This is a genomic window from Streptomyces sp. NPDC048560, assembly GCF_040650955.1.
GTDB lineage: Bacteria > Actinomycetota > Actinomycetes > Streptomycetales > Streptomycetaceae > Streptomyces.
In genome coordinates this window covers 582,603-605,309 of the sequence record NZ_JBEZIJ010000002.1, presented here as the reverse complement: position 1 = coordinate 605,309, position 22,707 = coordinate 582,603, and the positions used below count along the sequence as shown (strand labels likewise).

Annotated in this window: 15 protein-coding genes; 12 read left to right on the top strand and 3 right to left on the bottom strand. The window is 69.9% G+C overall.

What is annotated here, in order from left to right:
- Window positions 1-7 precede the first annotated feature (7 nt).
- The 7 genes from AB0C82_RS09435 (at window position 8) to AB0C82_RS09405 (ending at window position 10,574) form a co-directional block, all read left to right on the top strand.
- Window positions 8-2,056 carry an APC family permease gene (locus AB0C82_RS09435; RefSeq protein WP_362838083.1) on the top strand — a complete coding sequence of 683 codons (2,049 nt, stop codon included), beginning with the start codon at window positions 8-10 and terminating at the stop codon, window positions 2,054-2,056.
- Between the two features lie 99 nt (window positions 2,057-2,155).
- On the top strand, window positions 2,156-3,544 hold the full coding sequence (locus tag AB0C82_RS09430) for a TRAM domain-containing protein (protein WP_362838081.1): 1,389 nt from the start codon (window positions 2,156-2,158) through the stop codon (window positions 3,542-3,544).
- Between the two features lie 1,320 nt (window positions 3,545-4,864).
- Window positions 4,865-5,728 (top strand): polyphosphate polymerase domain-containing protein, encoded by an 864-nt coding sequence (locus AB0C82_RS09425; RefSeq protein ID WP_362838079.1) that lies wholly within the window; start codon window positions 4,865-4,867, stop codon window positions 5,726-5,728.
- Window positions 5,725-6,402, top strand: a complete 678-nt coding sequence (locus tag AB0C82_RS09420; RefSeq protein WP_362838076.1) for a DUF4956 domain-containing protein — start codon at window positions 5,725-5,727, stop codon at window positions 6,400-6,402. Before AB0C82_RS09425 ends, AB0C82_RS09420 begins: the two co-directional genes overlap by 4 nt.
- The gene (locus AB0C82_RS09415) at window positions 6,402-8,216 is read left to right on the top strand and encodes a CotH kinase family protein (protein WP_362838074.1); all 1,815 of its coding nucleotides are present in this window, start codon (window positions 6,402-6,404) and stop codon (window positions 8,214-8,216) included. The genes AB0C82_RS09420 and AB0C82_RS09415 overlap by 1 nt, the downstream gene beginning before the upstream one ends.
- 103 nt (window positions 8,217-8,319) lie before the next feature.
- The gene (locus AB0C82_RS09410) at window positions 8,320-9,069 is read left to right on the top strand and encodes a response regulator transcription factor (RefSeq protein WP_362838071.1); all 750 of its coding nucleotides are present in this window, start codon (window positions 8,320-8,322) and stop codon (window positions 9,067-9,069) included.
- Complete coding sequence (locus AB0C82_RS09405; RefSeq protein ID WP_362838068.1) at window positions 9,066-10,574, top strand: HAMP domain-containing sensor histidine kinase; 1,509 nt, start codon at window positions 9,066-9,068, stop codon at window positions 10,572-10,574. The genes AB0C82_RS09410 and AB0C82_RS09405 overlap by 4 nt, the downstream gene beginning before the upstream one ends.
- A gap of 646 nt (window positions 10,575-11,220) precedes the next feature.
- Here AB0C82_RS09405 and AB0C82_RS09400 read toward each other — a convergent pair.
- From AB0C82_RS09400 to AB0C82_RS09390, 3 genes are all read right to left on the bottom strand, one after another.
- Window positions 11,221-13,143 carry an acyl-CoA synthetase gene (locus AB0C82_RS09400; RefSeq protein ID WP_362838065.1) on the bottom strand — a complete coding sequence of 641 codons (1,923 nt, stop codon included), beginning with the start codon at window positions 13,141-13,143 and terminating at the stop codon, window positions 11,221-11,223.
- Window positions 13,144-13,235: 92 nt separating this feature from the next.
- Window positions 13,236-14,687, bottom strand: a complete 1,452-nt coding sequence (locus AB0C82_RS09395) for an amidase (RefSeq protein WP_362838062.1) — start codon at window positions 14,685-14,687, stop codon at window positions 13,236-13,238.
- Window positions 14,688-14,915: 228 nt separating this feature from the next.
- The gene (locus AB0C82_RS09390; protein WP_362838060.1) at window positions 14,916-15,983 is read right to left on the bottom strand and encodes an AsnC family transcriptional regulator; all 1,068 of its coding nucleotides are present in this window, start codon (window positions 15,981-15,983) and stop codon (window positions 14,916-14,918) included.
- Between the two features lie 209 nt (window positions 15,984-16,192).
- On the opposite strand from AB0C82_RS09390, the gene AB0C82_RS09385 reads away from it, so the two are divergent.
- From AB0C82_RS09385 to AB0C82_RS09365, 5 genes are read left to right on the top strand one after another with little or no spacing between them, the layout of a single operon-like run.
- A complete protein-coding gene (locus AB0C82_RS09385; protein WP_362838058.1) occupies window positions 16,193-17,761 on the top strand; it encodes an ABC transporter substrate-binding protein in 1,569 nt (522 codons plus the stop codon).
- Window positions 17,761-18,756, top strand: a complete 996-nt coding sequence (locus tag AB0C82_RS09380) for an ABC transporter permease (protein ID WP_362838055.1) — start codon at window positions 17,761-17,763, stop codon at window positions 18,754-18,756. The genes AB0C82_RS09385 and AB0C82_RS09380 overlap by 1 nt, the downstream gene beginning before the upstream one ends.
- The gene (locus tag AB0C82_RS09375; RefSeq protein ID WP_362838052.1) at window positions 18,756-20,594 is read left to right on the top strand and encodes a dipeptide/oligopeptide/nickel ABC transporter permease/ATP-binding protein; all 1,839 of its coding nucleotides are present in this window, start codon (window positions 18,756-18,758) and stop codon (window positions 20,592-20,594) included. The genes AB0C82_RS09380 and AB0C82_RS09375 overlap by 1 nt, the downstream gene beginning before the upstream one ends.
- Window positions 20,591-21,382 (top strand): ABC transporter ATP-binding protein, encoded by a 792-nt coding sequence (locus AB0C82_RS09370; protein ID WP_362838049.1) that lies wholly within the window; start codon window positions 20,591-20,593, stop codon window positions 21,380-21,382. The genes AB0C82_RS09375 and AB0C82_RS09370 overlap by 4 nt, the downstream gene beginning before the upstream one ends.
- Window positions 21,379-22,620 carry an amidohydrolase gene (locus AB0C82_RS09365; RefSeq protein WP_362838046.1) on the top strand — a complete coding sequence of 414 codons (1,242 nt, stop codon included), beginning with the start codon at window positions 21,379-21,381 and terminating at the stop codon, window positions 22,618-22,620. Before AB0C82_RS09370 ends, AB0C82_RS09365 begins: the two co-directional genes overlap by 4 nt.
- Window positions 22,621-22,707 lie beyond the last annotated feature (87 nt).

Here is a 22,707-nt window from a genome sequence, read left to right as displayed (position 1 = left end):
CCTCTGCGTGTCCAAACTGACCGACGTGCCCAAACGGATCCTGATCGGCCGGGCGCTGCGGAGCGACAATCTGGGAGAAACGCTCCTCCCGAAACGCATCGCGCTCCCCGTCTTCGCATCCGACCCGCTGTCCTCGGTGGCGTACGCACCCGGAGAAGTCCTCCTCGTGCTGTCCATCGCGGGTGTGTCGGCGTACCACTTCAGCCCGTGGATCGCGCTCGCCGTCGTGGTGCTCATGTTCACGGTCGTCGCCTCCTACCGGCAGAACGTGCGCGCGTACCCGAGCGGCGGCGGCGACTACGAGGTCGCCAACACCAACCTCGGGCCCAGGGCGGGACTGACCGTCGCCAGTGCGCTCCTCGTCGACTACGTCCTGACGGTCGCCGTGTCGATCTCCTCCGGTGTGGAGAACCTCGGCTCGGCGATCCCGTTCGTCGTCGAGCACAAGGTCCCCGTCGCCATCGGCGCGATCGTGCTGCTGACGGTGATGAACCTGCGGGGCGTCAAGGAGTCCGGCAAGCTCTTCGCCATTCCCACGTACCTCTTCGTGGTCGGCGTCTTCCTCATGATCCTCTGGGGCGCCTTCCGCGGGCTCGTGCTCGGCGACACCATGCACGCCCCGACATCGGACCTGGAGATCAAGCCCGAACACCAGGGGCTTGCCGGTTTCGCGCTGGTCTTCCTGCTCCTGCGGGCGTTCTCCTCCGGCTGTGCCGCGCTCACCGGCGTCGAGGCGATCAGCAACGGAGTGCCCGCCTTCCGCAAGCCGAAGAGCAAGAACGCCGCGACGACGCTCGCGATGATGGGCCTGCTGGCCGTCACCATGTTCTGCGGCATCATCGGACTGGCCATGGCCACCGATGTGAAGATGGCCGAGAACCCGGCGAAGGACCTGATCCGCGACGGCACCGCCGTCGGTGAGAGTTTCGTCCAGGACCCGGTGATCTCCCAGGTCGCCGCCGCCGTCTTCGGTGACGGGACCTTCCTCTTCGTCGTCCTCGCCGCGGCCACCGCGCTGGTCCTCTTCCTGGCCGCCAACACCGCGTACAACGGCTTCCCGCTGCTCGGCTCGATCCTCGCCCAGGACCGTTACCTGCCGCGCCAGCTGCACACCCGCGGCGACCGCCTCGCCTTCTCCAACGGCATCGTGCTGCTGGCCGGAGCGGCGGTCCTGCTGGTCTGGATCTACGGCGCCGACTCGACGAAGCTGATCCAGCTCTACATCGTCGGCGTCTTCGTGTCCTTCACCCTCAGCCAGACCGGCATGGTGCGTCACTGGAACCGTCATCTGCGGACCGAGAAGGACCCCGCAGCGCGCCGCCACATGATCCGCTCCCGTGCGATCAACACCTTCGGCGCCTTCTTCACCGGCCTCGTGCTGGTGGTCGTCCTCGCCACGAAGTTCACGCACGGCGCCTGGGTCGCACTGCTCGGCATGGTGATCTTCTACGGGACGATGACCGCGATCCGTAAGCACTACGACCGCGTGGCCGAGGAGATCGCCGCAGACGAGACGCCGTCCGACGAGATGGTGCGGCCCTCACGGGTCCACTCGATCGTCCTGGTCTCCAAGCTCCACCGGCCCACGCTGCGCGCTCTGGCCTACGCGCAGCTCATCCGCTCCGACCGGCTGGAGGCGCTGTCCATCAGCGTCGACCAGGACGAGACGAGGGTGCTCAAGGAGGAGTGGGAGCGGCGCGGCATCAACGTGCCGCTCAAGATCCTCGACTCGCCCTACCGCGAGGTGACCCGCCCGGTCATCGAGTACGTGAAGGGCCTGCGCCGGGAGAGCCCGCGCGACGTGGTCAGCGTCTACATCCCGGAGTACGTCGTCGGGCACTGGTACGAGCACCTGCTCCACAACCAGAGCGCCCTGCGGCTGAAGGGCCGGCTGCTGTTCACCCCGGGTGTCATGGTGACGTCCGTGCCGTACCAGCTGGAGTCGTCCGAAGCCGCGAAGAAGCGCGCCAGGAAGCGGGCGGAATGGAACGCTCCGGGTTCCGTGCGCCGAGGCCCCGTGGAACGTAAGCAGAAAGAGCCCACCAGTAAGGGCTGACTGGCGGAGCCTGTTGTGGTAAGCGGCCGGGTGGCACCCACGTAGACTGGTGGGTCGTTGTCCGGCCGCTTTTCCTTTGATCTCTGGAGCCACCCCCTCATGCAGAACGAATCCACTCCGCCGCAGGCCGGGGACTCGAAGGCCGTGGGCGCGCAGGCCGGAGAACCGAAGACCGGAGACTCGCTGATCGGGGAGGAGTACGAGGTCGAGGTCGGCCCCGTCGCACACGGCGGCCACTGCATCGCCCGTACCGCGGAGGGCCAGGTCCTCTTCGTACGGCACACCCTCCCCGGCGAGAAGATCATCGCCCGCGTCACCGACGGCGAGACCGGCTCGCGCTTCCTGCGTGCCGACGCCGTCCGGATCATCGAAGCCTCCAAGGACCGTGTCGAGGCCCCCTGCAAGTACGCCGGCCCCGGTATGTGCGGCGGCTGCGACTGGCAGCACGCCAAGCCCGGTGCCCAGCGCCGGCTCAAGGGCGAGGTCATCGCCGAGCAGCTGAAGCGCCTCGCGGGTCTGACCCCCGAGGAGGCCGGCTGGGACGGCACGGTCATGCCTGCCGAGGGCGACAAGCTCCCGCAGGGCCAGGTGCCCGCGTGGCGCACCCGCGTCCAGTACGCGATCGACGACGAGGGCCGTGCCGGACTGCGCAAGCACCGCTCGCACGAGGTCCAGCCGATCGACCACTGCATGATCGCCGCCCCCGGGGTCACCGAGCTGGGCATCGAGAAGCGGGAGTGGCCGCAGCTGGCCGCGGTGGAGGCCATCTCCGCCACCGGCTCCCACGACCGTCAGGTCATCCTCACCCCGAAGCCCGGCGGCCGGCTGCCGCTCGTCGAGCTGGACAAGCCGGTGTCCGTCCTCCGCGTCGAGGAGCACGACGGCGGCGTCCACCGCGTCCACGGCCGCGCCTTCGTCCGCGAGCGCGCCGACGACCGCACGTACCGCGTCGGCTCCGGCGGCTTCTGGCAGGTCCACCCGCAGGCGGCCGACACCCTGGTCCGCGCGGTGATGCAGGGCCTGCTGCCCCGCAAGAACGACACGGCGCTCGACCTCTACTGCGGTGTCGGCCTGTTCGCCGGCGCCATCGGCCAGCGCATCGGCGAGAAGGGCGCGGTGCTCGGCATCGAGTCCGGCAAGCGCGCCGTCGAGGACGCCCGCCACAACCTGAAGGACCTGGAGCGGGTCCGGATCGAGCACGGCAAGGTCGACCAGGTCCTGCCGCGCACGGGCATCACGGAAGCCGACCTGATCGTCCTCGACCCGCCGCGCGCGGGCGCGGGCAAGGCCACGGTCAAGCACCTCGCGGGACTGGGCGCCCGCCGCATCGCGTACGTGGCCTGCGACCCGGCAGCCCTGGCCCGCGACCTCGGCTACTTCCGCGAGGGCGGCTACAAGGTGCGGACGCTGCGCGCGTTCGACCTGTTCCCGATGACGTCACATGTGGAGTGCGTGGCGATTCTGGAGCCGGCCCTCAAGGGCTCCTGACCTGCAGCTTCTCCTGCTCCTGTCGATCTCGGGCTGGTCGGGCCGACTTGTTTCCGTGGGTGGTATGACGTGGACTGCGTCGAGGTGTCGGACAGTGCTGCTGACCTGCTGCTTCCTAGGCTCGCGGGGGATCACGGATGCAAGGCCCTGACTCCGCACAGATGGGAGTGAATCGCCTCGACGCTCGATCTGATGGAGCGTCAGGCAGATGGGTGCTGCTGGTCTGCTGGCTGTCCATACCTCGGTTCAGTCCGCCCCCGTACTCGGCTGGTCGGACCTTCAACGGGGCTGGCGGCCGTTGGCTGCGGGAGCGGGAGAGGGCTGCTGTGGGTGGGGCGGGGTAGCTGTTTTCAGGGACCGGGATGGTCGCTGCGAAGTGGACGCCGAAGTCGATGTTTCATGTCGTGACGACGAGGGACCGGACGACGTCGACGGCCACGTCGGTGCCGCCCTTGCCGTGGCCGTCGCCGCCGCAACGTGCTCGACGTCCTCCCCGGCATCAATCAGGCCACAGCAGAAGTGATCGTCGCGGAGTGAACCGCCCCGGGTTCGGTAGAGATCTCAGATTGTGGTTGTGACCTGGGGTTTCGTGGTGGTGAGGTAGTAGGCGGTCTCGTCTTCGACGGGTGGGACGTGGCCTATCTCACCGTGGAGTCGGCGGTGGCAGTACCAGTCGACCTGTTCGGCGGGGCCAGTTCGACCTGGGAGAGGGTTTCCAGGGCTACCCGATCCTTGCGGGATCCGGTACGAAAAGAATGACAGTCGTAGGCGTCGCCCACCGAGCCGATGAACGCCGCGATCTTGGCCGCGTCAAGGTGTTCGGCGAGCCGGAAACTAGTGTATTGCGACCCGGTGTCAGAGTGGTGCACGTGCTTCTTCGGCCGGGGCGGGTGGCCTTCGCGATCGCGCTGCCTTAGTGCCATCTCCAGGGCTCCCAGGACGAGTTGGGTCTCCTGGATTCGATGCGGGCCGGCCCTTGATCCGGGAGAGAACGGTCGACAACGTAGACGATTCCGGACCAGGTCTTGACGTAGGTGACGTCGGCGACCCCGCAGCGGTTCGGTGCCGGCGCGACGAACTTGCCGTCCACGAGGTCGGGGACCGCTCGACGGATCCGCCCTGGATTGTCGTGATCACCTTCTTGCCCCGGACCGCGCCGGTGATGCCGAGGTCGCACATGGGTGTCGCTCCCTTCGGATTTAGCTCACAGGCATCTGGAGTTCTCCTGAAATGCACCCGTGATTCTCACGGGGTCCTCATGCGAGGTTGATTGCGTTCCTTCTCGTCGGCCGGTTCTGGCCGTACGACAAGGAGGCGCAGGTGTCACAAGCCGCAGGAGCAGATGAGGACGGTCGGCCGCTGCATGTGGCCAGCAGACTGCACGCCTTCAACCGGTTCGAGCTGAAGTATCTGGTGCCGGTCGAGCAGGCCGCGGAGATCCGGGACGAGCTGGGTGAGCGGATGGACCGCGACCTCAACAGCCCGGTGGGCGGCTATGGCGTGTGGAGCCTTTACTACGACACCCCTCAGCTGCGGTTCTACTGGGAGAAGATCGAGGGTCTGAAGTTCCGCCGCAAGCTCCGCATCCGCCACTACGGGGATCTCGACGGGGTCACTGATGACTCGCCGGTGTGCGTGGAGATCAAGCAGCGCGTCAACCGGGTCACGCAGAAGCGGCGGATCACTTTGCCGTACGGGGTGGCGCGGCGCTTGTGTGACGGCCGCGAGACGGTCGACCACAGCGTGAAGGAGAGTGCCTTCATCCAGGAGGTCCTCGAACTGGTCGTGCGGCTGAATCTGCAGCCCACCGCGATCACGGGCTACCAGCGCGAAGCCCTGGTGGGCCGGGACGCCGATACCGGGCTGCGGGTCACCTTCGACCGGCGCGTCCGCGGCCGGGACCGGGACTTCCACTTCGGCACGCCCACCCCGGAGAACCGGTTCACCATTCCGCCGCACATGTCGGTGATGGAGATCAAGGTCAACGAGCGCACGCCCCATTGGATCACCGATCTGGCCGCCCGGCGGAACCTCAACCTGGCCCGGATCTCCAAGTACGTGCAGTCGATCGAGGCATTCGGCCTGGCGCCGCGCTCGGTCTTCCACATCAACGAGGCGGACTGCCCGCCGCCCGCCCCCATCGAGCAGCAGCGGCAGACGCTGCTGAAAGCAGGAGCACAGTGAATTTCGATCTGCAGGAACTCAGCGGGACGTTCAGCGTCACCGACGTCGTGGTGGCGATGACGCTGTCGTTCATCCTGAGCACGGTGATCGGCTACACGTACCGGTACACGCACCGCAATGTGTCCTACAGCCAGTCCTACGTCCAGACCCTCGTGATCATCGGCATGGTCGTCGCGCTGATCATGCTGGTGGTCGGGTCCAACCTGGCCCGGGCGTTCTCCTTGGTCGGCGCGCTGTCGGTGGTCCGGTTCCGTAACGCGGTCAAGGAGACCCGGGACGTCGGCTTCATCTTCCTGACCATGGCGATCGGCATGGCGTGCGGGGCCCGCTTTTACACGCTGGCCGTGGCCGGCGCCATCGTGGTCTGCGCCGTCATCCTGGTCATGTTCAAGTTCAACTGGTTCGCCCTGAACGTGCAGCGGCAGGTCGTCAAGGTCCAGGTCCCGCCGGGCGAGGACTACGGCCCGGCGATCAGCGACGTCCTGATCAGGTACACCACTGAGTACGAGCTGGTGAGCACTGAGACGATCCGCGGCGGCGCGCTGACCGAGGTCTTCTACACCGTGCGGATGAAGAAGGGGACCGAGCCCGGTGATCTGGTGGCGGCGCTCCAGGAGCGGACGTCCGGGCAGCGGGTGACGGTCCTGACCGGTTACGACACCACGGACCTGTGATGACCGGCGACAAGCGGGACCCGGTGGTGGTGCCGGTACACAAGCGGCGGTTGAAGGACCGGCTGCCGGTGCGGCTGCGCCACCACTGGAAGCCGGCCGGGGCGCTGTGCGCGGGACTCGCGGTGGCGGTCTACTTCTTCGGCGACGCCCGCGTGTCGCCGTACGTGACCTCCTCCTCGCGAGTGGAGGCTGACGCCATCACACAGAACATCGAAGGCACTGTCGACCTTTACGACGTGTCGGTGTCCCACTCGATTCAGCTCACCTACGAGCAGACCGACTTCAACAAGATGATGAAGGAGTTCGAGGACGAGGGGACGAAGGACTATATCTCGGCCGACCTGACGATCGACGGCGTCCATTTGGAGGACGTCGGGGTCCGTCTCAAGGGGAACTCCACCCTGATGTCCCTGCGGGGCAACGGCAAAGGCAAAGGCATGCCCGGTGGCGGCCGGACCATGCCCGGCAACGCCGGTGACCAGCAGGGAGCCCCGCTCGCCGCCGATCAGGGCGCGGGCGGGGGCCGGGACCGCGGCCAGAACACCGGCGGCGGTCCCGGCACCACCGGGCAGCAACCCGGCCAGAAGGCCGAGAACGGCGCCACCGGCGGCCCGCCCGCCGCCACGGCAGGCCAGGACGGTACGGCTCCCGCAGGAGGTCAGGGCAACGCCGGTGGGGGTCCTGGCGGGATGGTGCAGTACGACCTGTCCGCGAAGAAGCCCGAGGAACTGCCGTGGCTGATCAAGATCGACGAGTACATCGAAGGACGCGCCTACCAGGGGGAGCGGGAGATCTCGCTGCGCCCCGGTGCGAATGAGCAGGTGCCGTTGAACGAGGCGCTGTCGCTGTCGCTGACGGAGTCCTCCGGGCAGCCCGCCGAGGCGTACAGCTTCACTTCGGTGCAGGTGAACAACCGGCCCGCGGTGACCCGCCTGATGGTCGACAACCCGGACACCGATTACGCAGAGGCCATCGGCGACGGAAACGGGGTGCTGTACAAGGCGCGGGCCGGGGGAAGTTTCGCTGATCGCGGGGACGACCCGTCCGACTACGAGACGTCCTTCCGCCAGCTCAACAAGGTCGGCAGCCAGGACCTGAAGCCGGTCATGAAGCTGATCAAGTGGGCGGACGAAGCCTCTGACAAGGAGTTTGAGGAGGAACTGCACAAGTACGTGGACGTCGACTCGCTCGCCGCGTACATCGCCACGCAGAACCTCCTGCTGAACTTCGACGACATCTCCGGTCCCGGTAAGAACTACATGCTCTATTACGACCTGGACACCAAGAAGTTCTCCGTCCTGGGGTGGGACTACAACCTCACCTTCTCCGGCGACACCACTGCAGGCCCGGACGACAAGGTCGGCATGGGGGGCATGGGCGGCGGCCGTGGACAGGGAGGAGACGGACAGAACGGCGAAGGTGGCCCCGGCCAGCCGGAAGGCGGACTGCCGGAGGGCATGCCCGCGATGCCGGAAGGAATGCCGGAGATGCCCGAAGGGATGGAGATGCCGGAGGGGATGCCGGGCGGTGGGAACGGCGATGCCGGCCGGGGCGGCTCGATGGGCGGGAACGCCCTGAAGGACCGGTTCCTGGAGTCCGACGCCTTCGACGCGGTCTACAAGGCGGCGTACAAGAAGGTGTACGCGAAGACCTTCGGTTCCGGCACGGCTACCGAGGCCCTGGACACCATCGCGGCGCAGGCCCGCGAGGCGGCCGGTCCTTCGAAGGAGATGGACGCCGCCGTGGAGAAGCTGCGTACGACGGTGACCGAACGCACCGCGGCTCTCGCGAAGAACAAGCAGGTCACCGGATGACCCCGGAGCCCGGGGCGGCCCAGCCGTCCTGGGCTCCGGCCTCCTCCCACAGGTGGTGCCGCTACTCTCGCGCGGCACCACCTTCTACCCCAGTGAGCCGCACATGTCCCGCCCCGTCTCAGGGCCAGTTTCGGCCCGGTCCACGCTCCTCGTGGTCGAGGACGACCCCAGTATCCGCACCCTGCTCACCTCCGCCCTGGGAGCCGCCGGATACGCCGTCGTCGCGGCCGTCACCGGCCAGGAGGCCATGTTCAAGGCGGGCGACAGACGACCCGACCTGATCGTTATGGACGTCATGCTGCCCGATGCCGACGGCTTCGACCTGACCCGGCAGCTTCGCGCGCAGGGCCTGTACACACCGGTGCTGTTCCTCACCGCCCGCACCGAGGTCGAGGACCGAATCATCGGCCTCAGCTCCGGCGGCGACGACTACGTCACCAAGCCCTTCCACGTCCAGGAGGTGCTGCTGCGCATCCGCGCGATCCTGCGCCGCGCCGCGGCCCCGGCCGCACCCGGCCTCGCCCGGCCGCCTCTGCGCTACGCCGACCTCGTCCTGGACGAGGACGCCCACACCGTCCAGCACGCGGGCCGCCCCCTGAAGCTGTCACCGACGGAGTTCCGGCTGCTGGCCTGCCTGATGGCGCAGGCCGAACGGGTACTCGGCAAACGAGAGATCCTGCAGGAGGTGTGGCAGTACGACTTCGCCGGCGACACCCGGATCGTCGACACCTACATCAAGAACCTGCGCCGCAAGATCGACGCCAACTCGTCCCCAATGATTCACACGATCCGTGGCGTCGGCTACTGCCTGCGTCTGACGGACAGCGGCAGCATCGAAACACCTCGCTCATGAGGAACCCCGCAAGCCCTCCGCGCTCGTTGCGAACCCGTCTCGTGCTCATCGCCACCGTCTTGGCGACCTGTGCCGTGCTGCTGTGTCAGACCGCCGGACTGAGTGTGCTGCGCTCCTGGCTCACCGACCAGGTCGACGACCGACTCACCGGCTTCCGGCCGCCCACCCGCGTCTACGAGGACATCGCCGACGGCCGGCTACGCACACCCGAGAGCGACGACGCCCTGCCCTCGGATTACCGCGTCTACTTCTACGACTCCGACGGCCGCCTGATGGACGACTCACTGGGCCGCACCGACGACCGGGGGCCACGCCTCCCCGCCCGCACCAACGAGTTGAGCCTGCGCAACGGCGATCCCGCCACAGTCGAGGCCCGCGACGGCAGTGCCAGCTGGCGTGTGGTCGCAGACTCCGGGACCGACCGCATGCGCGCTGTGGTCGCCCTGCCCCTGGACACCGTCGACGGCGCCACTACCAAGCTGCTGTGGTTCAGCGCGTTCCTCGGCGTGGTCGTCGCCGCCGGTGTCGCCCTGCTCGGCAACGCCGCCGTGCGCCTGGGTCTACGGCCTCTTTCCCGAGTCGAGGGCACCGCGCAGCGGATCACCGGCGGGGACCTGAACCTGCGCGTGCCCGACACCGACCCCGCCACCGAGGTCGGACGGCTGGGGCAGGCCCTGAACACCATGCTCGACCGGCTGCGCACCGCCCTGCACCACACCGCTGCCTCCGAACGGCAGATGCGCCGATTCATGGCCGACGCCGGACACGAACTGCGCACCCCACTCACCGCGATCCAGGGATTCGCTGAACTCCTCCACGACGACCCCCGCATGCCCGCCGAGCGCCGCACCGAGGCCCACGCGCTGATCGCCGCCAACGCCAACCGCATGAGCCGCCTGGTCGACGACCTCTTTCTGCTCGCCAAACTCGGCCACGCCCCCGCACCTCACCCCGAACCCGTGGACCTGCTCTCCCTGGCTGCCGACAGCATCACCAGCACGGCCGTACGCCACCCCGAGCGCGCCATTACCCTCGAACCCCTCCACACCGGCTCCGCCGACACCAGCGATCAGGAACTCGACGTCGTCGAAGCCGTCGGCGACGCCGACCAGCTCGCCCAGGTCGTTACCAATCTGCTGGCCAACGCCTGTGCCCACACCCCGGCCACTGCACGCATCCACGTACGCGTCGGCACCATCGGCACGAGCCCCGCCGCCGGAGGCGTCGACCGGCCCGGCCGCACCAGCGCCACCCCCGCCCTTCCCCCCGGCACCACCGCCGCCGTGATCGAGGTCGCCGACACCGGCCCCGGTCTCACCCCTGCCGACGCCCGCCACGTCTTCGACCGCTTCTACCGAGCAGCCCCCGCATACTCGGACGAGCCAGGCAGCGGCCTCGGCCTCGCGATCGCCTCCGCTATCGCCGAAGCCCATCAGGGCCGCCTGGAACTCGACACCCGACCCACAGCCGGATGCACCTTCCGCGTTCTTCTTCCCGCGCACTGAGGAAGCTCACCGATGAGACCGACCACCCTGCGCATCACCAGAACCCGCACCGCCCCTGCACGACTGGGCAGCGACCGCCGCACGCTCCTGCCCTGCTCCGATGTCGGCGCCCTCCTCGCCACCGGCGAGTCCTGGCAGGACCATGCCCGCTCACCACACGGCTCGCCACCATTAACCAGGTGTACGTGAACTACGCCACGCGCGCCATGGAACTGAACACTCCACAACCGCCGATACCTCAACTGATGACACCCCCCTCGCCGCTCTCGTCGGCGACCGGGACACCCTCCGTCCCATTCCTGCAACGGAGATCCAGTGGGGGCGGTGACGTCGCATGTGGAGTGCGTGGCTATTCTGGAGCCTGTTTCGAAGGGCGTTTGACCTGCGGTTTTGTTGCCATGGTGGTGAGGTCGTCCTGTTTCCCCATGGAGCGGGCCGAGTCCGTCGGCCGCTCCGGGACGGTGTTTCCGTGGCCCGGTGGGTGATGATGTCTGGTTCGTGACCCCAGGCTCCGCATGGTCAGCAGGACCCGGAGGATCCCGGGTTGGCAGGGGCGCGGAGCCGAGGACGCCAAGGGCGTGTTTCGCCTTGCGGTCCACGTGCCGGCGGCCGGCCGCCGGGATGCCGTGGTGACGGCAGGGCGGCCTCAACTGCCGAGGTCGGTGAACGCCCAGTTCACGTCGTACGGGGCGAGTTGGGCGATGATCCGGCGGCGCCGGCCGGGGTCGGCGACGGGAGGCAGGGAAACCGTTGGGCGGCCGTCCGCCAGTTCGCATCGGATCTGTTCGTCGGCGACAGCGATGCCGGGACCGGCCAGGGCTGTGGAGATCGCGCGCCGCGTGGAGTCGAGGCGCAGTGGGACCTTGGAAGGTTTGCCGATGTCGGTCACAGGCAGCGCCGGCAGAACGATGACGTCCTTGGGGGCCGCGGCTCGCTCGGGTACGTGCTGGGCGGCGAAGGCGATCAACTCGTCGGGTCCGGTGCCGGTCGTGCCGGGCCTGAGGGTGACGTAGGCGATGGGGACCTCGCCGGAGTGAGGGTCGGGGCGTCCGACGGCACTTGCGCCGGTGACGGCCGGGTGGGTGAGGAGGGCGTCCTCGATGACGGCGGGGTCTATGTTGTGGCCGCCGCGGATGATCAGGTCCTTCGCGCGGCCGAGCAGGTGGATGAATCCGTCGGAATCCACGCGCGCGAGGTCGCCGGTGTTGAGCCAGCCGTCTCGCACACTGCCGAGGGTGTCCGTGCGCGGTCCGGTTTCGTCATGCCCGACGACGTAGCCGGGGAAGACGGTGGGGCCGCTGATGGCGAGAATGCCGGGTTCCCCCTGCGGGAGGTCGTGCCAGGTGCCGTCGCTGTCGATCCGTATCGTCTTCACCTGCTGGTAGGGCATGCGCTGGCCCGCGGCCTCCGGGCGCTGGTGCTCGTGAAGGAAGCTCCGAGCGCTGCCGCAGGTGGCTTCGGTGAGGCCGTACCCCTGGCAGAGTGGGGCGCCGGTGTGGTGCTCGAACGCCGCACGTACCGTCGGCGGCAAGGGGGACGCGCCGACTATCGCGAAGCGCAGCGAGGTGATGTCCGCGTCGAGCGGAACCCGGGCGAGGGCGGCGTAGACGGTCGGGACCGCGGACATGGTGGCGATCCGGAAATGCGCGACGATCTTCCAGAAGACTGCGAACAGCGCCGGTTCGCGGTAGCCGAGGGGGCCGCTCCACACACCGTGCTGACCGCGGAACAGCGGTGCCAGCAGGGTGACGACCAAGGCGTTGACGTGGAACAACGGCAGTCCGGCGAAGAGTACGGAATCGGAGTCCAACGCGCTGTTGGCCGCGATCATCCAGGCGTCGGTCACCTCGTTGGCGTGGGTGTGCGCGGCCAGCTTGGGGGCGCCGGTGGTGCCGCCGGTGTGGAAGTACGCGGCCAGGTCGCCGGCCTTCGGAGGCACCACACCGGGATGGAGCTCTGCCGGCTGGGCGGCGGCCTCGACGTGGAGATAGGCGACGTGGACCCCCTCGATCCGTTCCAGTTCGGGCGCGGGCTCGGGTGCGCCGACCGGACGCAGGGCGAACAGCGCTGAGCAGCGGAGTGACGCCGCCGCGGTGCGGGCCGTCCGCCATGCGTCGGCGTCGAGTTCGGGTCCGGCCGCGACCAGGACCTTTGCCCCGCCCAGACCCAGCAGCCGTTCGGCGTGCTCGGCGGCGAGCGCCGGGTTGACCGGTGCCGCACAGCCCGCGAGCTGGGCGGCCAGGAGGGTGGCGGGCAGCAGGCCGGCGTTGGGGGTCAGCAGGCCCACGGCGGTGGTACGGCGGACGCCGTGTCGGTGGAAGAGGTTGGCGATGCGGTGTACCTGATCGCGCAGTTGCTCGAAGGACACGGTCTCGCCGCGCGTCCACCGCTCCGCGCTGGGCAGCATGGTGAGAGCCGGCCTGTCGGGCCACAATACGGCGGCGCGTGCCAGTAGGTCGTACGTGGAACCGGGCAGGCCGCGGTCCTCGAGCGCGACGGACTCGATCGTCGTCAGGGCGCCCGGCTGGTCGTATGCCGGCCAGAGCAGATCGGGTTCAGGGGCGTTCACAGGAGCTGCCTTTCGACGGTGGGCTGGTTGGTGGTGGGTGGGGGCCGACCGCGCGTTCCTGCGTGGGCGGGGCGTCAGCATCGTTCGCCGGGCTACGGCAGGCCGTCCTCGATCTGGGCGTACGACCACGGGCGGAGGGTCTCCAGTGTCTTGCCGATGCGGAAGACGGCGGGGTCGTCATAGGGGTGGCCGACGATCTGGAGGCCGGTGGGGACTCCCCAACTCGACATGCCGGAGGGAACGTTGAGCACGGGGCAGCGGTTGTTGATGTTGAAAGGCGTGGTCATGGCGCTCCACAGGGTGTCGGCCACTTCCTCGCCGTGCACCACGACCTTGTCGCCCGCGAGGTCGTCGCCCGCGTGCCAGCCGGGAACGGCGGTGGTGGGGCAGATCAGTGCGTCGAATCCGTCCATGGAGGTGGCGAGCGCTCGTTGCAACCGGTGTTCGGCGCGCAGGGAGTCGAGGTAACTCACCCTGCTACGGGCGCGGGTCATGGTGTCGGCGAAGGCGACCGTGTACGGGCTGAGCAGGTCGCGGTGGGTTTCGGCGGCCTCGACGACGAGGGCGCCGAAGAGGGTCGAGAAATGGCCGGCGACCGCGGTCAGCAGGTCGAGGCGCGTCCAGGGGAGGGTGATCTCCTCCACGTGTGCGCCGGCGTCGGCGAGGGCCTGGGCGGCGGCGCGGGTGTGCGCCTCTATTTCCGGATGGACGTCGTACTCGCCGAGTCGGACGCACAGGGCGATACGTGCGCCGGTCACGTCCTCGTACGCGGTGGGCACGGTCAACTTGGGGCGGATCGAGGCGTGGTCGCGGGGGTCGGGGCCGGCCAGGACGTTCTGGAAGGCGATGACGTCGTCCACGGTGCGGGCCATGGGACCGTCGCCGCGGTAGTGGTCTGCGCTGAGCACGCCGAGGCCGGGGTTGCGTCCGTAAGGGGCCTTGAAGCCGACGGTTCCGGTGAAGGCGGCCGGGATGCGGGTGGAGCCCCCGATGTCGGAGGCCGAGGCGAGCAGGGTCGTACCGGCGGCGAGGGAGGCGCCCGCGCCGCCGGAGGAGCCACCGGGGGTGAAGTCGCGGTTCCAGGGGTTGCGGGTGATGCCCCACATACGGGAGTGCGTGTAGGTGCTGAGGGAGAACTCCGGGGTCGCCGTGCGGGCGTGGATGATGCCGCCCGCGCCGAGGATGCGGTCGATCACGGGGGCGTTCTCCGTGGCGATGCGGCCCTTGTGGGCGAGGGAGCCTTCGGTCAGGGTGCGGCCCAGGATGGCGTGCTTCTCCTTGGCCGCGACCGGGATGCCCTCCAGCGGACGGGGGGCCAGGCCGTCTTTGCCGAGGTAGCGGGCCTCGGCGTGCCGGGCCTGTTCCAGGGCCTCGTCGAAGAGCCGCTCGGTGAAGGCGTTGATGCGCGGTTCGACCTTCTCCGCACGCTCGACGACGGCCCGCATGAGTTCGACGGGCGACAGCGCACGGCGGGCGAAGAGCTGGAGGGCGTCGGTGGCGCTGAGGTGGACGAGGTCATCGCAGGCGGGGGTGCGGCTGGACATGGGCGTGGCGTCCTTCCCGTCAGGAGGCTGAGGCCGGTCGGTCGGTATGCCGGTGGGTCGGCTGTCGTCCGGCGGTGGTGTCAGCCTCAGGGGCCGGCCCCATCCGGCCTGCGGATTGCATGAATCCGCCAGGACCGGGGGCGGTGTGCCGGAAAGCGCAGCTGTGGGTTCGGGAAGGAGCGACTCGGACGGGACCCGGAGGGAGGGGGCGGTTCGGACGGGGGTGGTTCAGGCGATCGGGTGCCACGGGTCGACCGGGACGCAGCCGGTGCTGCGGCCGTCGTCGCCGAGCAGGCGGCCCATGCGCTTGATCCAGCGCAGGTTCACGGCCCGGTTGCGTACACGCACGGAGGTGATCCGCGCGGCGGCCTGGACCTCGTAGCGACCGAGGTCGTCCAAGGCATGCAGCCACACCACGCTCACCAGGTTCGCCTCGGCGGACACCGACGCCGCCATACGAGTGTTCCGCAGGCGGCTCAACTCGTCGCCCGCCGCCATGAGCTGGGCGGGCGGTACGGACATCCAGAGCGTCGCCGAACTGCGCCAGCCCGCGTACAGGTGGGCGGCGTCGCAGCGCAGCACCGCTCTGCCGCCTTGGAGCAGAGAGTGCAGCGACCGTCGCACCGTTGACTCCGGACGGCCCAGTTCGGCGGCGATCGAGGTGACGGAGCGGCGGCCGTCCTCGGCGAGTACGCGCAGCAGGACGCGGTCCTCGGGCGTGAGCGTGGCCGCGACGGCGGTGTGGGCGCCACTGTCCTCGGTCTCCGCCAGGTCGCGCCTCTGGTCGCGGGAGAGGGAGTCCATGCGCCACTCGCTGCCGTCCCGGTGCACGTGCTGCACCAGGTGGGTGCGCGTGGCGGTCACCGCCTCGATACGGCCGATGGCGAGTACGTACCCGCTCATCGACGACATGGTCGCCGTGGCAACCGTCAGGAGCAGGTCGCAGGATCCCGCCACCAGTTCCACGCTCATCGCCTGCGGGTGCCGGGCGAGCTGGTCGGCCAGGGCTTCCCGGGCCTGCGGCACGCACGACACCTCGATCAGGGCGAGGGCGCCGTAGGTGACTTGGGAGGGAGACGCGTAGCAGGTGACCCATGCCTCACCGGAGTCCCGCAGCCGGGACCAGCGGCGGGAGAGCGTCGCCGCGTCCACGCCGAGCGGACGGGCCAGCTGCGCCCAGGGGGCGCGGGGCGCCATCTGCAGGGCGTTGACGAGGGCGAGATCGAGTTCATCGAGTGTTCCCCGGGACGGGGTGGTGGCGGCCCTGAGGCCGACGGGCCCTGCGGATTCATGCATGCGATCACCTTTCCGATGCGGATTCTTGCAATTGCGGGGTCGGGAGGGAAGTGGCCTGTTCTGTATGCCGCAACAGACCGCAGCACTGCCCGCGCTCCCAGACCTCCGCCTGGCCCAGCCCACGGAAGTCCAAGTCCCCGTCCCGTACGAGTCCTTCGCCCCTCCCAGCCTCCGGCCCCTTCTCAGTTCTCAGTCCTGGAGAGTCCTCCATGCCCCGTTCGCGGTTCCTCTCCGGCGCCATCACGGTCGCCGCCACCTCCCTCCTGGCCTCCGCCTGCACCACCGGCCCGACCGGCGGTCCTTCATCGAGCGGCGACAAGGGCCGGGCCACCGTCAAGATCGGATTCACCTCCGACGTCACCTCGTTCGACCCGGCGAAGGGCGCGGGCTCGACGGACTACGCCCTCACGTCGCTGCTGTACCAGCCGCTGATCGGCCAGGACGACGGCGGTACGTTCGTCGCGGGTCTCGCCGACACCTGGACGTCCACGCCGACGAAGACCTCGCTGACTCTGAAGAAGGGCCTGACCTGCTCCGACGGGTCGGCGCTCACCACCTCGCAGGTCGTCGCCTCGCTGGAGCGCTACCGGAAGAACTCGGCCGGCGCCCTGCTCACCTTCGGCGCCGCGAACACGGGGGAGAAGACCACGATCACCGGCGACGACGCGGCCGGCACCGTCACCATCACCACCGCCACCCCGTGGGGCGAGGTCCTCGCCGGCCTGTCCGGCACCGCCGCCGGGATCGTCTGCGAGGCCGGCCTCGACGCGGGCGCCGCCGCGCTCGCCCGGGGCGCCGTCAAGGGCGCGGCCACCGGACCGTACGAAATGGTGACGGCACGGCGTGGCGCCTCGTACGAACTGCGGCTGCGCAAGGGATTCAAGGCGTATCCGCGGTTCGCCTCGATGCCCGCGGGGGAGCCGGCCGGCCGCCTGCGCGTGCAGATCTCGAAGAACGAGTCGACCCTCGCCAACCAGCTGCAGACCGGCGCCCTCGACCTGGCCCCCCTCACCGGCACGGACGCCACGCGGTTCACGGGCAACGACACGTTCACGGTCGAATCCGCGCCGTTCATCCGCAACTACATCGCCTTCAACCAGCGCCCGGGGCGCCCGGGCGCCGACCCGAAGGTCCGCAGGGCGATCGCGCAGGCGGTCAGCGTCAAGGCGTTCAACAACGTCTTCGGCGGCACCGGACAGCCCCTCACCTCGTACGTGGACGAGAAGGCGGCGTGCGTCTCCACCGACGGCTCCCTGCTGACCAGGACGGACACGGCTGCGGCGAAGCGGGTCCTTAGGGGCGTCAGCATCAAGCTGGAGGGATCCAACGCCGTCGCCGGCGGCGCGGGCAACTCCTACGTCGCCGAGGCCCTGCGCGCCGCCGGCGCCGAGGTGAAGCTCACCAACGCCGACAACGCCGCCTGGGCCACCGACGTCACCGCCAACCAGGGCGACTGGGACGCCACCGTCTTCCCGCTGATCAGCGGCACCCTCGCGCGCGGTGGCACGTACTTCCTGGGCCCCGAACCAGCCAAGGGCGGCCTCAACTACGGCGCGGTGAAGAACGCGGCTTACGCCGAGAACTATGTCGCCGCCACCTCCACCACGGACCGCAACGCCAAGTGCGCCGCCTGGCAGAAGGCCCAGGAGGCGCTGCTCAGGGCCAACGACGTGATCCCGCTGGCCACGGTCGACGTGCACTACGTCGCCCGCAAGGGCGTCTCCTTCGCGATGCCGGGCGGGTCCCTTTCCGTCTCCACGCTCCGGGTCACCGGCTGATGGCGGCGGCACCGGCCGTCGGGACGGCCGCGGGGGCCGGGCGCTCGGCGCGGCTCGGTCCCTGGGGGACCTTTCTCGTCCGGCGTTTCGTCGGGCTCACCGCCGTCGCGGTCACGCTCGTCGCCGGCACGTTCCTGATGGTGCAGCTCATCCCCGGCGATCCGGCGCGCGTGGTCGCCGGCGCCGAAGCGACCCCCGCCGACGTGGAGCTGGCCCGCCACGACCTCGGCCTGGACCAGCCGCTGCTCGTACGGTTCGGCACGTACACGAGCGGTCTGCTCCGCGGCGACATGGGCACCTCCTTCCAGACGCGGGAGCCCGTGGCCGAGATCATCGGCGGCCGCCTGCCGTTCACCGCCGAGATCGCGCTCCTCTCCGTCCTCGTGGTGCTGGTGCTCGCCGTGCCGATCGGACTGGCCGCCGCAGCACGCGGCAGCCGCCGCACCGACACTTCGTTCACCTTTGTCACCGGGACGGTCGGCGCCACGCCCGAATACATCATCGGCACCCTCCTCGTCCTCGGCTTCGCCATCAGGCTGGGCTGGTTCCCGGCGGCGGGCGCCGAGACCCTCGTGTCGATGGTGCTCCCCGTCGCCGCCCTGGTGCTGCCGGCCACCTGCGTCATGGCCCGCATCGTGCGCAGCGAGGCCACCCACGTCCTTGCCCAGGACTACATGCGGACCGCGCGGGGCCGCCGCCTGCCGCCCCTGCGCCTGTACGCCCGGCACGCCCTGCCCAACCTGCTGACCGCCACGCTCACCCTCGGCGGGCTGATCCTCGCCGGGCTGCTCGGCGGCACGGTCGTCGTCGAGTCCATCTTCGCCTGGCCCGGCGTCGGGCAACGCGTCGTGGAGGCGCTCCTCGTCCGCGACTACCCCGTCATCCAGGGCTGCGTCCTGATCCTGGGGCTGCTCGCCGCCCTGCTCAACCTGCTCGTCGATGTCGTCCTCGCGCTGCTCGACCCCCGCACCCTGGCTGGAAAGGGAGGCCGCTGATGCGCCGCATCCGGTGGAACGCACCCCTGGTCGTGTCCCTCGCCGGCCTCGGACTGATCGTCGTCCTCGGCATCGTCGCGCCCCTTCTGCTGGAGGATGAGGCGACCGCGCTGAGTGGTGCCGCCCGCGCGCACGTGAGCGCCGGACACTGGCTCGGCACCGACGTGCTCGGCCGCGACGTACTGGCGCGGACGCTGGTCGCCACCCGTCTCACCCTGGAGATGGCCCTCGCCGCGACCGCGATCGCCGCGGTCGCCGGCATCCTGCTCGGCACCGGCGTCTGGGTGTCGGGACGGCGCGTCCGCGAGCTGGGCCTGCGCCTGATCGACGTGATGATCTCCTACCCGGCGCTCATCCTCGCGCTGGTGATCGCCACGGTCCTCGGTACCGGGCCCGTCGCCTCCGTCCTCGCGATCGGCCTGGGCGGCGCCCCCGCCTTCGCCCGCCTCACGGCGAACATGGCGGCATCCGTGGCGCAGCGCGACTTCGTGACGCAGGCGCGCCTGATGGGCGTACCGCCGTACCGCGTGCTCGTCCGGCACCTCCTGCCAAACATCTCCGGGCCGCTGCTGGTACTGCTGTCGGTGGCCTTCGCGAACGTGCTCGTCGCCCTGTCCGGCCTCTCCTTCCTCGGAGTCGGCGTGCAGGCGCCGGATTACGACTGGGGCGCGCTGCTCAACTCCGGCCTGCAGTCCCTCTACACCAACCCCGCCGAGGCGATCGGCCCGGCGGTGGCCATCACCGTCACCGGCGTCCTCGTGGGCTTCGTCGGCGACGGCCTCGCCGCAGCGCTCGATCCCCGCGGTGGGAGGGCGAAGGCCGCAGCGGTACGTCCCACCGCCGTGGCCACGCCCTCGCACCGGGCTCCCGCCGACGCCCTGGTGACGGTGGACGGCCTGGCCGTCGTCCTGCCGGACGGCACCCGTCTCGTCGACGACGTCTCCTTCCACGTCATGCCCGGTGAAATCGTCGGCCTGGTGGGGGAGTCCGGCTCCGGCAAGTCGTTGACAGCGATGAGCGTGGCCCGGCTTCTGCCGCAGGGACTGTCCGCCCATGCGGCGCAACTGACCTTGGACGACCTCGACCTGGCCGCCCCCGAAGCCGACGCCGAGCGTCTGGCGACGGAGATCGGCATCGTCTTCCAGGACCCGTCGTCCTCCTTCAACCCGGCGCTGCGGATGCGCGGTCAGCTCACCGAGACGCTCCGCGTGCACCAAGGCGTGAGCGGGGCGGAGGCGGACCGGCGGGCCGTCGAGGCCCTGGAACAGGTACGGATCAAGGAGCCCGCCCGGGTCATGAAGCAGTATCCCCACGAGCTGTCCGGCGGTATGCGGCAGCGCGCGATGATCGCCGCCGCGCTGCTGCCGGGTCCGCGGCTGATCGTCGCCGACGAACCGACCACCGCCCTCGACGTGACCGTCCAGGCCGAAGTCCTCGACGTCCTGAAGGACATCAACCACCGGCGTGGCACGAGCGTGCTCCTCATCTCCCACGACATCGGTGTCGTCGGCACGGTGTGCCACCGGGTCGTGGTGATGTACGCGGGACGAGTCGTCGAGGAACTGTCCGCGGCCGACCTCCGGGCGGGCCGCGCCCGGCACCCGTACACGCGGGCGCTGCTGGCCGCGAGCCCGCGCCTGCGGGACACCGGCAGCGGGGAACGCGCACCGCTCGCCACGATCCCGGGCCGCCCGCCGGCGCCCGCCGACCGGCCACGGGGCTGTGGCTTCACCGACAGGTGCCCGGTGGCGCTCGACGCGGTCTGCGCGACCGAACGACCGCGTCTGATCGACGACGTGGCCTGCCATGCCGTACGACAGGAGGTACAGGCCGGATGACCTCATCCCCGTACAAGCTGGCCGTCGAGGAGCTGACCCTCGCCTTCGGCCACGGCCGGCGCGCGCGCACCGTGCTGCGCGGCGTGTCCACAGGGGTCCGGACCGGGCAGACCCTCGGCCTGGTCGGCGAGTCCGGCTCCGGGAAGTCGACCATCGCCAAGGCGATCGTCGGCACCTACCCCGCCAGGACGGGCCGCGTCCTCCTCGACGGAGAGGACCTCACCGGCCTCGGGCGCAAGGAGCTCGCTGCGGTGCGCCGTCGGGTGCAGCTCGTCTCCCAGGACCCGTACGCCTCGCTCAACCCGCGCATGACGGTCGGTGAGGCCATTGCCGAGGCCGTCGACCCCCTGCGGGCCGACGCCAGGAAGCACGCGGCGACGGTCGAACGGTGGCTGGAGACCGTCGCCCTGGACGGCTCCGCGGCCGACAGGTACCCACACGAGTTCTCCGGCGGCCAGCGCCAGCGCATCGCAGTGGCCCGTGCTCTCGCCGTGGAACCCGAAGTGCTGATCGCCGACGAGATCACCTCGGCGCTGGATGCTTCCGTACAGGCCGAGGTGCTCAACCTCCTCGAGGAACTACGGCGATCACTATCCCTGACGATGATCTTCATCTCCCATGACCTTGCCGTCGTCCGCCATGTCAGCGACGAGGTCGCTGTCCTGTGCCAGGGCGAACTGGTGGAGCAGGGCCCGGTGCGGGACGTCTACCACGCCCCACAGCACCCCTATACGCGCCGTCTCCTGGCGAGCGTGCCGACATTCGAAGAGAAGGAGGAAGCGGCATGAGCGAACCGACCGCCGTCGCCCGCCTCACGCAGGAGATCACCGCCGGCTTGAGGCCCGCCGCGCTGGAGGACTTCTACACGGACCTCCACCGTCACCCGGAGCTCGCCTTCCGGGAGCACCGCACCGCCGCGAAGCTCGCCGCGCGGCTGCGGGCGGACGGCTACGACGTGACGGAGGGCGTCGGCCGTACCGGGGTGGTCGGTGTTCTCGCCAACGGCGACGGTCCGACCGTGTGGCTGCGCGGCGACATGGACGCACTGCCGGTCCAGGAGGCCACCGGTCTGGAGTACGCCTCCACCGCCGACGGCGTGATGCATGCCTGCGGTCACGATCTCCACGTCACGTGGCTCGCCGGAGCCGCCGGCGCGCTGGCCGCGGCCCGCGGCACCTGGTCGGGCACGCTCGTCGTCGTCGGGCAGCCCGCCGAGGAGGCCGGGGGTGGGGCGTCGGCCATGGTCGCCGACGGGGCGCACACCCGCTTCCCTCGCCCCGACGTGGTGCTCGGCCAGCACGTCACGCCCGGTCTCGCCGGGTTCTACCCGCACACCCCGGGCCTCACCATGTCGGCCTCCGACGACGTCGACGTCGTCGTCCACGGCGTCGGCGGTCACGGCTCCCGCCCCGAGTCGACGACCGACCCGGTGGTGACGGCCGCCTACATCGTCACGCGCCTGCAGACCGTGGTGTCCCGTGAGGTCGCGGCGGCCCACTCGGTGGTGCTGACGGTGGGACAGTTCCACGCCGGTACGAAGCACAACATCATCCCCGCCGAGGCCCGGCTCTCCCTGAACCTGCGCACCCAGGACGCGAGTGTGCGGGACCGCGTCCTCGGAGCCGTCCGCCGCATCGTGGAGGGCGAGTGCCGGACCGCCGGCTGCCCGGCCCCGCCGGAGGTCACGGTCCGGCCCGGCTATCCGAACACCGTCAACGACCCCGTCCTTGACGGCGAGATCGCCGCCGTGCACCGCGAACTGTTCGGACCGCTCACGGTGCTCGACTTCGGCCCCGCGATGGGCAGCGAGGACTTCTCCCTCCTCGCGCCCGAGGGCGTGCCCTACGACTTCTGGTACGTGACGTCGACCCCGCCCGCGGTGTGGGAGGCGGCCCCCGGAGCGGACCTGGCCGAGAAGATCGGCAACGTACCGGGAAACCACAGCCCCCTGTTCGCCCCCGACCTTTCGGTGCTCCTGCCCGGTGTCCGGACACTGGTGTCGGCGGCGCTGAGCCGACTGGGGTGAGCGGCCTGGCCGCGACCTCAGGGTTGCCGGGGGCGGGAGCGTGGCCGTCCGAGCCGCGAAACGTCAGCCCTCAGCGCGAGGTTCTGA